Source organism: Actinomadura citrea (genome assembly GCF_013409045.1).
Lineage (GTDB): Bacteria > Actinomycetota > Actinomycetes > Streptosporangiales > Streptosporangiaceae > Spirillospora > Spirillospora citrea.
This window is the reverse complement of the sequence record NZ_JACCBT010000001.1, coordinates 5,333,437-5,345,691: the sequence shown is the minus strand read 5'-3', so window position 1 is coordinate 5,345,691 and position 12,255 is coordinate 5,333,437. Positions and strand designations below refer to the sequence as shown.

14 protein-coding genes are annotated in these 12,255 nt (G+C 72.1%); 3 read left to right on the top strand and 11 right to left on the bottom strand.

Annotated elements, in window-relative coordinates; genetic code table 11:
- Positions 1-7: 7 nt before the first annotated feature.
- A complete protein-coding gene (locus tag BJ999_RS24910) occupies positions 8-580 on the bottom strand; it encodes a helix-turn-helix domain-containing protein (protein ID WP_179835534.1) in 573 nt (190 codons plus the stop codon).
- Positions 581-801: 221 nt separating this feature from the next.
- On the opposite strand from BJ999_RS24910, the gene BJ999_RS24905 reads away from it, so the two are divergent.
- Positions 802-1,599: an aldolase gene (locus BJ999_RS24905; protein WP_179835533.1), complete on the top strand. Its 798-nt coding sequence runs from the start codon at positions 802-804 to the stop codon at positions 1,597-1,599.
- Positions 1,596-2,525: a dihydrodipicolinate synthase family protein gene (locus tag BJ999_RS24900; protein ID WP_179835532.1), complete on the top strand. Its 930-nt coding sequence runs from the start codon at positions 1,596-1,598 to the stop codon at positions 2,523-2,525. Before BJ999_RS24905 ends, BJ999_RS24900 begins: the two co-directional genes overlap by 4 nt.
- 72 nt (positions 2,526-2,597) lie before the next feature.
- Here the strand turns inward: BJ999_RS24900 and BJ999_RS24895 are convergent, their stop codons facing one another.
- Together BJ999_RS24895 and BJ999_RS24890 are read right to left on the bottom strand one after the other, a co-directional pair.
- On the bottom strand, positions 2,598-3,554 hold the full coding sequence (locus BJ999_RS24895; protein ID WP_179835531.1) for an NAD(P)-dependent alcohol dehydrogenase: 957 nt from the start codon (positions 3,552-3,554) through the stop codon (positions 2,598-2,600).
- A gap of 200 nt (positions 3,555-3,754) precedes the next feature.
- Positions 3,755-3,991, bottom strand: a complete 237-nt coding sequence (locus tag BJ999_RS24890; protein ID WP_179835530.1) for an ABC transporter permease family protein — start codon at positions 3,989-3,991, stop codon at positions 3,755-3,757.
- Between the two features lie 108 nt (positions 3,992-4,099).
- Between BJ999_RS24890 and BJ999_RS24885 the strand changes: the two genes are divergently transcribed.
- Positions 4,100-4,237, top strand: coding sequence for a hypothetical protein (locus tag BJ999_RS24885; protein WP_179835529.1), 138 nt, complete (start codon positions 4,100-4,102; stop codon positions 4,235-4,237).
- Positions 4,238-4,290: 53 nt separating this feature from the next.
- Here BJ999_RS24885 and BJ999_RS24880 read toward each other — a convergent pair whose 3' ends face one another.
- The 8 genes from BJ999_RS24880 to BJ999_RS24845 all read right to left on the bottom strand — a co-directional run bounded on the left by BJ999_RS24880 (position 4,291) and on the right by BJ999_RS24845 (position 12,242).
- Positions 4,291-4,956: an alpha/beta fold hydrolase gene (locus BJ999_RS24880; protein WP_338070800.1), complete on the bottom strand. Its 666-nt coding sequence runs from the start codon at positions 4,954-4,956 to the stop codon at positions 4,291-4,293.
- A gap of 121 nt (positions 4,957-5,077) precedes the next feature.
- Complete coding sequence (locus BJ999_RS24875; protein ID WP_179835528.1) at positions 5,078-6,067, bottom strand: LLM class F420-dependent oxidoreductase; 990 nt, start codon at positions 6,065-6,067, stop codon at positions 5,078-5,080.
- A 6-nt stretch (positions 6,068-6,073) separates the two neighbouring features.
- On the bottom strand, positions 6,074-7,663 hold the full coding sequence (locus tag BJ999_RS24870; RefSeq protein WP_179835527.1) for an ABC transporter substrate-binding protein: 1,590 nt from the start codon (positions 7,661-7,663) through the stop codon (positions 6,074-6,076).
- A complete protein-coding gene (locus tag BJ999_RS24865) occupies positions 7,660-8,436 on the bottom strand; it encodes an ATP-binding cassette domain-containing protein (protein ID WP_179835526.1) in 777 nt (258 codons plus the stop codon). Before BJ999_RS24865 ends, BJ999_RS24870 begins: the two co-directional genes overlap by 4 nt.
- Positions 8,433-9,431: an ABC transporter ATP-binding protein gene (locus BJ999_RS24860; protein ID WP_179835525.1), complete on the bottom strand. Its 999-nt coding sequence runs from the start codon at positions 9,429-9,431 to the stop codon at positions 8,433-8,435. The genes BJ999_RS24865 and BJ999_RS24860 overlap by 4 nt, the downstream gene beginning before the upstream one ends.
- Entirely contained in the window at positions 9,428-10,336 is a 909-nt protein-coding gene (locus BJ999_RS24855; protein WP_179835524.1) for an ABC transporter permease, read from the bottom strand. Before BJ999_RS24855 ends, BJ999_RS24860 begins: the two co-directional genes overlap by 4 nt.
- 2 nt (positions 10,337-10,338) lie before the next feature.
- Positions 10,339-11,283, bottom strand: coding sequence for an ABC transporter permease (locus tag BJ999_RS24850; RefSeq protein ID WP_179835523.1), 945 nt, complete (start codon positions 11,281-11,283; stop codon positions 10,339-10,341).
- Entirely contained in the window at positions 11,280-12,242 is a 963-nt protein-coding gene (locus BJ999_RS24845) for an alpha/beta hydrolase (RefSeq protein WP_179835522.1), read from the bottom strand. Before BJ999_RS24845 ends, BJ999_RS24850 begins: the two co-directional genes overlap by 4 nt.
- Positions 12,243-12,255: the final 13 nt, after the last annotated feature.

The window sequence follows — 12,255 nt, the reverse complement described above, 5'->3', positions numbered from 1 at the left end:
CGTGGCCCTAGGGGAGGTGCGGATGAGGCATCTGATCTGCGTCCCGGTCGTCGCAGACCATGAGCAGGAGACTGGCGCGATCCTTGCTCAGGGAGCGGCATTTGTGGGGGGTCGTGGCCTTGAAATAGGCGGCGTCTCCGGCATCGAGTTCGATGGTCTGGGACGGGAGAATGAGTTCGGCGCGTCCCTGGTGGACGAAGAGGAACTCCTCTCCCGGATGGTCCCGGAAGGGAAGCGGACCGGTGTCGTGCGGCGGGTAGAGCATGAACGGCGTCATTCGCTTGGCGCTGGCGTCCAGCGCAATGCCTTCGTAGCGGGAGGCGGTCTCGTCGCCCGAGGTGAGCGGAGGCCGCTCTCCGGCCCGGGTGACGGTGACCTCGGTCAGTTCCGTGGCCTCGGCGAAGAGCGTGTCGAGCGGGACGTCCAGGGCCTTGGCGAGCGAGACGCAGACGGCGATCGACGGGATGCTCCGCCCGCGCTCGACCTTGGAGAGATAGCTCTTCGTGACGCCGGAGCGCTCGGCCAGTACCTCCAGCGTCATCAGCCGCTCCTTGCGCAGCCGGCGCACCCGGTTGATCACTGAGTTCTTCCTTCCCGCGTCCCCCAGCCACGTTGTCAGCCGGAAATCCCAGTATGTCCCCCGGTGGGCCCAGGTGAGCCCTGCGCGTCCCTCCCGGAGGGACCGCGCTCGCGTCGGCTCCTTGTCGCATGACACAAGGTGTCCTAAAGTTAACTTTGTTTCCCCGGGTGTCGCCCGCGGTCACCGAGACCGGACGGACCGGCCCCCGAGATGGAGGAGGCATGGCGAAGACGCTGCAGGACTCCAAGGACGTGCTCGTCGAGCGCGCCCAGCGGCAGATGGGCGACCACTTCGGCGACTCAGGGCTCACCACGCGGCAGAAGCTGGCCCTGACCTGCCGGATCGCGTTCGACGGCGGGCACGACTCGGGCCTCGCCGGGCAGATCAGTGCCCGCGGGCGGGAGCCGGGCACCTACCTCACCCAGCGGCTGGGGCTCGGCTTCGACGAGATCACCGAGGACAACCTCCTGCTGGTGGACGAGGACCTCCAGGTACTGGAGGGCGAGGGCATGCCCAACCCCGCGAACCGTTTCCACTCCTGGATCTACCGGGTCCGGGAGGACGTCAACTGCATCATCCACACGCACTCGCTGCACACCGCGGCGCTCGCGATGCTGGAAGTCCCCCTCGTGGTCTCCCAGATGGACACCACTCCGCTGTACGACGACTGCGCCTTCCTCAAGGACTGGCCCGGTATCCCCGTCGGCAACGAGGAGGGCGAGATCATCTCCGCAGCCCTGGGGGACAAGCGCGCCATCCTGCTCGCGCATCACGGGCAGCTCGTCACCGGTGGCACGATCGAGGAGGCGTGCACCCTGGCGATGCTCATCGAGCGCGCCGCGCGGCTGCAGCTCCTCGCCATGGCGGCGGGCACCGTCCAGCCCCTGGACCCGGCCCTGGCCCGCGAGGCCCACGACTGGACGTCGACGGACCGGCGCAACAAGGCCAACTTCGCGTACTACGCGCGCAGAGCCCTGCGCGACCACCCCGACTGCGTCACGGGCGAGGTGCGGCTGTGACGGCGAACCCGCCCCTGAGCGGGGCCATCGCCTACCCCGTCACCCCGTTCGACCGCGGCACCGGCGACGTCGACCTGGCCGCCCTGCGGCGGCTCACCGAAGAGCTGGTGGACGCCGGGAGCCACGGCATCGCCCCGCTGGGCAGTACCGGCGAGACCGCCTACCTCCGCGAGCGCGAGTGGGACGCCGTCTGCGAGACCACGCTGCGGACCGTCGCGGGCCGCGTCCCCACGCTGGTCGGCGTCTCGCACTGGAGCACGGACGCGACGGTCCGCCGGGCCCGCGTGGCCGCCCGGCACGGGGCCACAGCGATCATGGTGCTTCCGCTGGTGTACTGGAAGCTGACCGAGGCCGAGCTCATGCGGCACTTCGCCACGGTGGCCGAGGCCACCGACCTGCCGATGATGCTCTACAACAACCCCGGCACGAGCGGCACGGACCTGACCCCGGAGTCGGTGGTCGCCCTCGCCCGGCGGATCCCCAACCTCACCATGGTCAAGGAGAGCTCCGGCGACGCCGCGCGCTTCCGCGCCATTCGCGAGCTCTCGGACGGTGCGCTGTCGGTCTACAACGGGAGCAACCCGCTGGCGCTGGAGGCGTTCCGGTCCGGCGCCGCCGGGTGGTGCACGGCAGCGCCCTGCCTGGTCCCGCGCTGGTGCCTGGAGCTGCACGCCGCGGCGACGGGCGAGCGGCACGAGCGGGCCGACATGGTCCTGGCCGAACTCCTGCCGTTCCTGAAGTTCATCGTCGCCCACGGCCTTCCCCGGACGATCAAGGCCGGACTGGAGATCCAGTCCCGGGACACCGGCCGGCCTCGGGCACCGCTCCAGCCGCTGCCCGACGAGGAGACCGGCGAGCTGCGAAGCCTGCTCGCGCGGCTCGAATCGCACCCGCTCCTGGACGACCCGGCGACGGCGTCCGCCTAGAACGGCCCGTGCCGCTCACTCGGCCGACGAGCCGAGCGGCACGGGCCACAACGTGTCTCGGCCGTCCCTGTGTCAGGGGATCGTCACGACGGTCTTGCCGTGGGCGTGTCCTTCGCCGACGTGGCGCAGCGCCTCGGGCACGTCGTCGAGCGCGAAGGTGCGGTCGATATGGATGGCCACCTCGCCGGCGACGCAGAGGTCGGCGAGCGGCCCGAACCTCGCGGGGCCCGGACGCACCACGAGAACTCCCATTCTCCGCCCGGCGAGCCGGCCGGCGATCGAGCCGGTCGTCGCCATGCCGAGCAGGACCGGCACGGAGCCGCCCACGCACCAGTACCGGCCGCCGCGAGCCAACGCACGCCCGCAGGCGAGCGGTGAGCGGGAGGCGACGAGATCGAGCACGAGGTCGTACCGCTCGCCGGTCCGGGTGAAGTCCCGCCTCCGGTAGTCGATCACCTCGTCGGCGCCCAGCGACCGCATGAAGTCGAGCTTGCCGGCGTTGTCGACACCGGTCACATGGGCGCCGGCGCGTTTGGCCAACTGGATCGCGAACGATCCCGAGCCGCCGCCGGCCCCATTGATCAGTATCCGGCGCCCCTCACCGGCGGGGGCCGTCCCCTGCAGCGCGATCGCGCCCGCCTGCGGAATCGTCGACGCCTCGGCGAAGGTCAGACGCTTCGGCTTGTGGGCGAGGGCCGACTCGGGCGCCACCGCGAACTCGGCGAAGCCACCCTTCAGATCGAGGTTGTCGCCGTACACCTCGTCTCCCGCGCGGAAGCGGGACACCTCCGAGCCCACGCCCTCCACCCGCCCGGCGATGTCCGAGCCGAGCGTCCTGCGCGCCGGCCTCCGCAGTCCACCGATCCGCGAGTACAACGGAGCGCCGCGCAAGGTCTCCCAGTCCGACAGATTGATCGACGTCGCCACCACGCGTACGAGGACCTGCTTCGGAGCCGGCGACGGCGTCGGGACGTCCTCCACCCGTAGTGAATCCGTCGAGCCGTACCTGTCGTAGACGACTGCCCGCATGTGGCCTCCCTACTTGGAAGCATCGCCCGAGCGGAGGAAAGCCGCCACCTACCCACCAGAGGAGACCACCTCGGCGTCCTTCGACCTGGTGGTGCACCGCAAAGCCCGGCAGCCGGCGCCCCAGCCGTGATCAGCGCAGTGGCCGCACCAGCCCTGGAAACGCCCGCCTTTGCAGGCCGACCCCGGCCGCCGGGCCGCGGTCACTTGAAGGCGCCTGCGGTGAGCCCGGCGACGATGCGCCGCTGGAACACCAGCACGGTGAGCATCAGGGGGACGGTCACGATCGCCCCGGCCGCCATGATCGCTGTGTAGGGGACCTGGTGCGGCTGGGAGCCGGCGAAGTTGGCGATCGCCACGGTGACCGGCGCGACCTCCGGGTTCCCGTTGGAGAGCAGACCGGCCAGCAGGTACTCGTCCCACGCGGACGGGAAGACCATGATCGCCCGCGCCCGCGTACAGCCACAGGCGTTGCCGCGGCCACCGGTGCGGCGTCCGGCGTGCGGAGCTGTCCTTCGTGTGAGCTGCCGACATGACTACGACACTCCGTGCTGTTCGGACCGGACGAGGTTGACCCGGAAGACCCGGACGAGCTCGTCATCGAGGCGCTGCGCGCCCGGCTACGCCGCACCCGCAGCGCCGCGCCCTCCCCGCGGGAGGATGCGGAGCACGACGCCCGCCCATAGACGCCCTCGTCCAAGTGAGCGACGCCAGCGCATCCTGGCAGCTGGTGCGGCGGTCAGCCGTCGCACAGGAAAGGCAGGACCTCGGCGGCGAACTCGCTGGGGGCGAGGCTGTGGATACGGTGGCCGACCGGGATCTCGGTGACGCTGCAGTCGGGGATGGCTCCTGCCATCAGGTCGATGTGCTCTCGGGTGACATGGCTGGCAGCGCCGCCCCAAAGCAGCAGTGTGGGTGCGTCGATACGCTTCAGCAGGTCCGCGAAGCCGGGCGAGGGCGCGCGGAAGGCGTCCAGGATCGGAGTGATCATCCGCCAGTCGAAGCCGGGGTCGTGTTCGGGCTCGGTCGGGTCCGGTTCGCCGGGTGCCGCCGGCGGCATGCCGCCCAGCGCCGGGGTGTCCTCGATCACCAGCCTGCGGACCGCGGCCGGACGGTGAGCGGCGGTGAGCAGCGCGACCGCTCCGCCCATCGAGTGTCCTACGAGGTCGACCCGCTCCAGGCCCAGTCGGTCCAGAACTCCGAGGACGTCATCACGCAGGGCCTCCAGCGAGTACACGCCCGGGCGAGAACTCTCTCCGTGACCCCGCTGCTCAACCGCGATCACGCGCATCCCACGAGCCGCGAGTTCGACGGCGAAGCCGTCCCAGGTCGCAGCACCGGAGATGAACCCGTGCAGCAGAACGACCGGATGCCCCTGACCCGTCTCCCGAACGGCCAACTCCACAGCCGGCAATGTGATCTTCACCCGCCGAGGATAACCACTTCTTCCAAGCCGTCGACGTCCTCGGTGGCGACCGGCCGGCCTCGTCAGGGGATCCGCCGACGGGGCCGGCCGGTCGGACGAGCTACGCGCCGTCCGGGCGCAGGCGGGCCAGGACGTCCGGCAGCGCGTGGCGGCCCGTGAGCAGTTCGGGAGTGGGGGCCACGAAGAGCAGGACGGACGTCACCCCGGGCCGGACGAAGCGAGCGATCTGCCGGCGGCACTGGTCAGGGGAGCCGTGAATCCACAGCGCGTCGACGAAGTCGTCGGGCAGGGCGAGGCCCGCCGCCGTTCCGTCGCCGGAGTCGTAGAGGGCGCGGGACTCGGCGAGCCTGTCTCCGTGGCCGAGCCAGTCGTGGAAGGCCCGGTAGGGGGCCTGGTTGAGGATCCAGCCGAGGAAGGCCCGTCCGGTGCGGCGGGCATGGGCGGCGTCCTCGGTCGGGCAGACGAACAGCTTGACGACGATCTCCTTGTCCGGTGGCCGGGGACCGGCCTCGGCGAGGACCCGTTCCAGGTCGCCGGCGCCCAGGACGTTGGTGATGACGCCGTCGCCCTCGGTGAGCCCCAGCCGGACCATGCGCGGCCTGAGCGCCCCGAGGATGATCTTGGGTGGGCGGACGGCGGGCGGCGGCGGCCGGTAGCCGCGCACGGCGAACGTCTCGTACTCCTCGTCGACTGGGTCGCCGCGCAGCGCGGTCTTGAGGAACCGCACCGTGTCCCGGAGCCGGGCGACGGGTTTGGCGAACGGTATGTCGTTCAGGGCTGTCACATGCGCCGGAACCGATGTGCCGAGGCCCAGCATGACCCGTTCCGCGGCCAGTTCGGAGAGGGCCGCCGCGGTCTGCGCGAGCACCACCGGGCCTCGGGTGAACACCGGGACGACGCCCGTACCGACGCCCAGGGCGGGCTGCCACGCCGCTGCGGCGGCCAGCGGCGTGAAGGCGTCGATGCCGCCGCCCTCGCCCGTCCACACGTCGGCGTAGCCGAGACCGGGCAGCGCCTCGATCAGCTCGCGGTGGTCGCGCAGTGCTCGCCCGGGCAGGGGCAGATTGACCGCCCACCTGATCGCTGTCATCGTTCCCTACTTCCCGACGTGGACGGTCGTCAGGTCGACGAACCAGGACTTCGGCTGGACGAGGCCCTGGACGCCGGCGGCGAGGGCGCGCGGATTCCGGTCGCTCACCACGAACAGGTAGGGCGCCTCGTCGGTGACGATCCGCTCGGCCTGGCGGTAGAGGGCGACGCGCTTGGACGGGTCGAGGGTCCGCTCGGCCTCCTCGGACAGGGAGTCGACGCGGGCGGAGTACCAGTGGCCCTTGTAGACGGGCGAGCCCTTCGCCCAGTACGCCCGGACCAGGGCCTCGGCCTGGAAGGTGACCGTGGAGGCGCACTGGACGTCCGCGCCCTGGACCGGCTTGCCCGCGTTCAGGTCGGCGAGCAGGGCCGACCATTCCACCTTCTGGATCTGCACCTTGATGCCGACCTTGGCCAGCTGCGCCTGGAGCGCGGTGGCGATGGGCACGGGGATGAGGTTGCCGGAGCCGCCGGTCGGGACGGCGAGGGTCGTGCTGAATCCCTGGGGCACCCCGGCCTGGGCGAGCAGTTCCCTGGCCTTGGCGGGGTCGTAGGCGTAGGCGTCGTTGGCAGGGTCGTGCTGGTCGGTCGAGGCCGGGGCGTGCTGCTGGACCGGGTCCGCGGTGCCCTTCAGGAGGTCGCGGGCGATGGCCTCCCGGTCGATCGCGTAATTGGCGGCCTGCCTGACGCGCACGTCGCCCCAGGGCTTCTTGGCCTGGTCGAATGTGCAGTACCACAGGTGGTCGTAGTTGTTGCCGAGCAGCTGGAACCCGGACGACTTCAGCGGGGCGACGTCGTCAGGGCTCGGGTATTCGATCCAGTTGACCTGGCCCGAGCGCAGTGCGGCCGTACGGGCCGCGGCGTCCGGGATCGGGCGCAGTGCGAGCTTGCCGACTCTGGGCGCGCCGCCCCAGTAGTTCTTGTTGGCCACCATGGTGAGCTGCTGGCCGGGCTTGAGTGACTCGAACCGGAACGGGCCGGTCCCCTCCGGGTGCTGCGCGAACTTCTGGTTGCCGAGCTTCTTGACAGCGGTGGGGCTGGGGATGGTGAGGAAGGTCAGGTCGGTCAGCAGGTGGCCGCTGGGTCGCTTCGTGGTGATCTCGACGCTCCCGGCGTCGATCTTGCGGTACGACTCGATCTGACCGGACCACAGCGACGCGGCGCCGGCGGCCTCCGGGTAGTAGTGCGGGCTCTTCTTGTTGAGCAGCCGGTCGTAGGCGAAGACCACCGAGTCGGCGTCGAACGGCGTGCCGTCGGAGAAGGTCACGCCCTGCCGTAGCCGGAAGGTCCAGGTGCGGCCGTCGCCGCTGGTCTTCCAGGAGGTCGCCAGCCCGGGCACGACCCCGGGCGTCTTCGTGGACTGCTTCAGGTCGTAGCGGGTGAGCCCGTCGTACAGCTGGAAGTTGACGAACCGCTCGCCCTCGAAACCCTGGGTGAACGCCATGACGGTGTCCGTCCCGGGGATGTCGGAGGCGGTCATGCCGATGACGAGCGTGCCCCCCGAGCCGGTGGACGTGGCGGCGGTGCCGCAGGCGGCGGCGGTGAGTCCCGCCGCCAGGACGGTGCAGAGCAGTGCGCGGGGTCGGTCGAGGTTCATGGTCGTTCTCCTGGTCGGGGAAGCGGGGGGATCGAGGCGAGCAGCGTGCGCGTGTAGGGGTGACCCGGCTGGGACCAGATCCGGTCCGCCGGTCCTTCTTCGACCACCCGGCCCTGCTGCATCACCATCACGCGGTCGGCGATGTGCTCGACGACGGCCAGGTCGTGGGAGATGAACAGGAACGCGACACCGGTGTCGCGCTGGAGGCCGGCGAGCAGGTTGAGCACCTGGGCCTGGATGCTCTTGTCCAGCGCGGAGACGGCCTCGTCGCAGACGACGACCTCTGGGTCGGTCGCCAGGGCCCGGGCCAGCGCCACGCGTTGGATCTGGCCGCCGGACATCTCGTGGGGGTAGCGTCCGGCATCCGACGGAGGCACACCGACACGGTCGAGCAGGTCGGCGACCCGCCCGGGGATCGTGCGCCGGGGACGGCCGTGCGCGCGCAGGTTGAACGCGACGGCGTCGCCGACGGTCATGCGGGGGTTCAATGAGGTCTGCGGTGACTGCGGGACGAGTTGCAGCCTGGCCCGCAGGCGCCGCAGGGCCGCGCCCCGGGTGCGCGCGAGATCGTGGCCGGCGAAGACGACCCGTCCGGTGTCGGGCGTCAGCAGCCGCAGGACCATCTTGGCCGTGGTGGACTTCCCGCTGCCGGACTCCCCGACCACGCCGAGGGTCTCGCCCGCGTGCAGTTCGAGGCTGACGCCGTCGACCGCGGGCGTCCCGGAGCCGAAGGTCTTGGTCAGGTTCGTCGCGCTCAGCAGCGGCTCGGTCATCCCGGCCTCCTTTCGGTACGCGCCACCGCGTCCCACGGCACCGGGCACGCGGCCGAGCCACCGCCGGAGACGGGTTCCAGCACGGGCCGCCGGATCGAACACCCCGGCTCGGCGTGCGGGCAGCGCGGCGCCAGCGCGCACGCATCGTCGATCACGGCGGTGGCGGACGGCGGCAGCCCGGGAAGCCCGGGCAGCTCGCCGCGGGGCACGCCGGGCCGCGGCTGGGCACCGAGCAGAGCGGCGGTGTACGGGTGGGCGGGACGGCTGAGGACGCGCTCGGCCGGCCCTTCCTCGACGACCCGGCCGGCGTACATGACGACGACCGTGGAGCCCATCAGCCGGGCGACCCCCACGTCGTGGGTGACCAGCAGCACCGCCATGTCCAGCTCGCGCCGCAGCCGTCCGAACAGTTCGAGGATCCGGGCCTGGACGGTCATGTCCAGAGCCGTGGTCGGCTCGTCGGCGATGAGCAGCCGGGGTCCGCAGGCGATCGCGGCGGCGATGGCGACACGCTGCCGCAGGCCGCCGGACAGCTCGTGCGGGTAGGCGCGGGCCACCCTTGCGGTATCGGGTATGCCCGCCTGGGCGAGCAGTTCACCCGCCCGTTCGCGGCGCGCGGCACGGGTCGTCCCGACGCCGTGGGCCCGCAGTACCTCGGCGACCTGGGAGCCCACCCGGCGCAGCGGATCGAGTGAGCCGGTCGGGTCCTGCGGGACCAGGCCGATGCCGCGGCCCCGCAACGACCGCATCTCCCGCTCGTCGAGGTCGAGAAGGGAGACGCCGTCGAGGCGGACCGCGCCGCCGACCTCGGCCCGGGACCCGAGCAGCCGCAGCACCGCCCGTGCCGTGACCGACTTGCCGCTCCCGGACTCGCCGAGCACGACCGTGGTGCGCCCGGCCTCCACCTCGAAGCCGACGCCCCGGACGGCGTGCGCGACGCGTTCTCCGGCCGCGAAGTCGACGGTGAGGTCTTCCACCTCCAGCAGCGCGCTCATACGGTGTGCCTCGATCGCACGTCGAAGTGGTCGCGCAGCCCCTCGCCGAGCAGGTTGAACGCCACCGATGCCAGGAAGATCGCGGCGCCGGGGATCAGCGTGAGGAGCGGCGCGGTGAAGATGTGCTGGCGCAGGTCGTCCAACATGGCCCCCCATTCGGCGCGGGGCGGGGCGACGCCCAGCCCGAGGAACGACAGCCCGGACCCCAGCACGATCGACAGCCCGACCAGCGCCGAGCAGTACACGGTCAGCACGGGCAGCACGTTGGGCAGCACGTGCCGCATCGCGATCGTCGTGGTCCGGGCGCCGCCGGCCCGCGCGGCCTGGCTGAAGTCCAGCTCGCGCAACCTGGCGACCTCGGTGACCACCACCCGGGCGACGGCCGGGACGAGGATGACGGACAGCGCGATGATCAGGCTGGTCAGGCCCGCGCCCAGGGACGCGGCGATGGAGATCGCCAGCAGTACGGCGGGAAAGGCGAACAGCACGTCGAGCGAGCGCATCACGGCGTTCTCCAGCCAGCGGGCGCCGAGCCCGGCGACGATGCCGAGGAACGTGCCCGCCGTCCCGGCCACCAGCACCGGCAGCAGGCCGGCCGCCAGGGAGGGCTGGACCCCCCAGAGCAGGCGGCTCAGCAGGTCGCGGCCCTGGCCGTCGGTGCCGAGCGGATGCCCGGGGCTGCCGGGCGGCAGCAGCCGCTCGGAGAGCGACCCGGCGTCCGGGTCGGCCAGCGGCAGCACGGGGACCAGAACGGCCGCCAGGATCAGCAGCGACACCAGCACGGCTCCGGCGGTGAGCGCGGCGCCCGGTCGGCGCCTTCGGCCGGGGCGGCCTCGGCGGCGCGGCCCGGCGCGCTCGGCGCCGACCGCGGGAGTGTTGTCCGTGGTTGGGGACACAGGGGCCATGGCTATCTCCGTACGCGCGGATCGATGAGTGCGTGGACGCCGTCGACCACGATGTTGATGAGGACGAACGCGATGGCGATGACCAGCACGCCGCCCTGGACGAGCGGCAGGTCGCGGGAGGCGATGGCGTTGTAGAGCGCTTGGCCGAGACCGGGCCAGGAGAAGATCGTCTCGACGAAGACGACACCGCCGATGAGGTAGGCCAGTTGCAGCCCTGTGATGGTGAGCAGCGAGGGCAGCGCGTTGTGCAGTGCGTGCCGGGCGATCGCCGCGCGGCCCAGCCCGCGCGCCCGCATGGCCTCGACCTGGTCGCCGGACATGACGTCCACCAGGCTCGCCCGCAGCATCCGTCCGACGACGCCCATCGGGATCAGCGACACCGCCACGGCCGGCAGCACCAGGTGCCGGAGCAGGTCACCGGCGCCGCCGCCGTCGACCGGGTCGTACATGCCGCCGGCGGGCAGCACCTGGTACCGGACGGCCAGCAGGGCGACCAGACCCAGCGCGATCGAGTACTGCGGCACCGACATCGCCAGGAAGGACATGCCGGAGGCGAGCCCGCGCGGCAGCCGCCGCGTGGTGAACGCCCCGGTCGCGCCGATCAGCAGGCCCCCGGCGAATGCGAGCACGGCCCCGGCGAGCGCGAGGATCGCGGTGTTGCCGAAGGCGGTCCGCACGATCTCCAGGACGGGCCGCTGCTGCTGGATGGACGTGCCGAGCCTCCCCTGCGCGACGTTCCAGGACCACTGGCCGAACTGGATCGGGAGCGGCTGGTCGAGGCCGAGCCGTTCGACCAGCTCGCGGCGGGCGTCCGGGGGCGCCAGCGGCCCGAGCAGGCTCGCCACCGGATCGCCGGGGACGAGCTTGGTGGTCAGGAAGACGACGAGCGAGACACCGACCAGCGTCGGCACGGCCAGCAGCAGCCGATGGACGAGGAACCTCCTCATGGCCGCTCCCTCGCCGGGATCCGGGCCGGCGCGGGCGGGCGCAGGTGCCGCCGGATCGCCGCGACCTGGACGCGCCGCGCCTCGGCGGAGATCCGGGCCGGCATGACGTCGAAGCCGTGCACGGTGCCCGGATACTGGTGCAGTTCGACCGGGACACCGGCATCGAGCAGCCGTGCCGCGTAGCGCAGTCCCTCGTCCCGCAGCGGGTCGAAGTCGCAGCCCAGCAGGAACGCGGGCGGCAGCCCGGTCAGGTCGGCGGCCCGCGCGGGCGCCGCGTGGGCCGGGACGTCCCCGTCCCGCTCGCCGAGGTAGTACCGCCAGGCCAGTTCCGCGTGGCGCGCGGAGAAGATCGGGGTGTCGGTGAACGCGCGCATGGAGGGCGTGTCCAGCCGGTCGTCGAGGGCGGGGTAGTTCAGCACCTGGAGCGCGAGCGCCGGGCCGCCGCGGTCCCGGGCCATCAGGGCGACGGCGGCGGCCAGTCCGCCGCCCGCGCTGGATCCGGCCACCGCGATCCGGGCGGGGTCGGCGCCGAGTTCGGCGGCGTGCGCGGCGACCCAGGTCAGGGCGGCGAAGCAGTCCTCCACTCCGGCGGGGAAGGGCGCCTCGGGCGCCAGCCGGTAGTCGACGTCGACCACGACCGCGCCGATGTCGCGGGCCCAGGAGCCGCAGTCGAGATGGTCGGTCTCGAGGTCGCCGATGACGAACGAGCCTCCGTGGAAGCGGACGATGGCCGGTTTGGGGTCGTCGTCGCGTCGCGGGGTGTAGACGCGCACGGGCACCCGGGTGCCGGATGACGGCCCCGGCAGCGTCCTGTCGGTGACGGTGACGTCGTCCGACCATTCCGGTGGGGGCGTTGGGCCGCCGCTCGCGGCGAAGGACGTGCGCGCGGCGGCGAGGTCGGCGAGATCGATGGGCGGGAACCGGCGCACGGCCTCGGCTATCTCCGGGTCCAGGTCCATGGGTTCTCCTGTG

Excerpts from the sequence above, each read along its gene's own strand:
- BJ999_RS24905 (WP_179835533.1), top strand. The coding sequence starts at position 802 with ATGGCGAAGACGCTGCAGGACTCCAAGGACGTGCTCGTCGAGCGCGCC.
- BJ999_RS24895 (WP_179835531.1), bottom strand. The coding sequence starts at position 3,554 with ATGCGGGCAGTCGTCTACGACAGGTACGGCTCGACGGATTCACTACGG.
- BJ999_RS24890 (WP_179835530.1), bottom strand. The coding sequence starts at position 3,991 with ATGGTCTTCCCGTCCGCGTGGGACGAGTACCTGCTGGCCGGTCTGCTC.
- BJ999_RS24875 (WP_179835528.1), bottom strand. The coding sequence starts at position 6,067 with ATGACAGCGATCAGGTGGGCGGTCAATCTGCCCCTGCCCGGGCGAGCA.
- BJ999_RS24870 (WP_179835527.1), bottom strand. The coding sequence starts at position 7,663 with ATGAACCTCGACCGACCCCGCGCACTGCTCTGCACCGTCCTGGCGGCG.
- BJ999_RS24865 (WP_179835526.1), bottom strand. The coding sequence starts at position 8,436 with ATGACCGAGCCGCTGCTGAGCGCGACGAACCTGACCAAGACCTTCGGC.
- BJ999_RS24860 (WP_179835525.1), bottom strand. The coding sequence starts at position 9,431 with ATGAGCGCGCTGCTGGAGGTGGAAGACCTCACCGTCGACTTCGCGGCC.
- BJ999_RS24855 (WP_179835524.1), bottom strand. The coding sequence starts at position 10,336 with ATGGCCCCTGTGTCCCCAACCACGGACAACACTCCCGCGGTCGGCGCC.
- BJ999_RS24850 (WP_179835523.1), bottom strand. The coding sequence starts at position 11,283 with ATGAGGAGGTTCCTCGTCCATCGGCTGCTGCTGGCCGTGCCGACGCTG.
- BJ999_RS24845 (WP_179835522.1), bottom strand. The coding sequence starts at position 12,242 with ATGGACCTGGACCCGGAGATAGCCGAGGCCGTGCGCCGGTTCCCGCCC.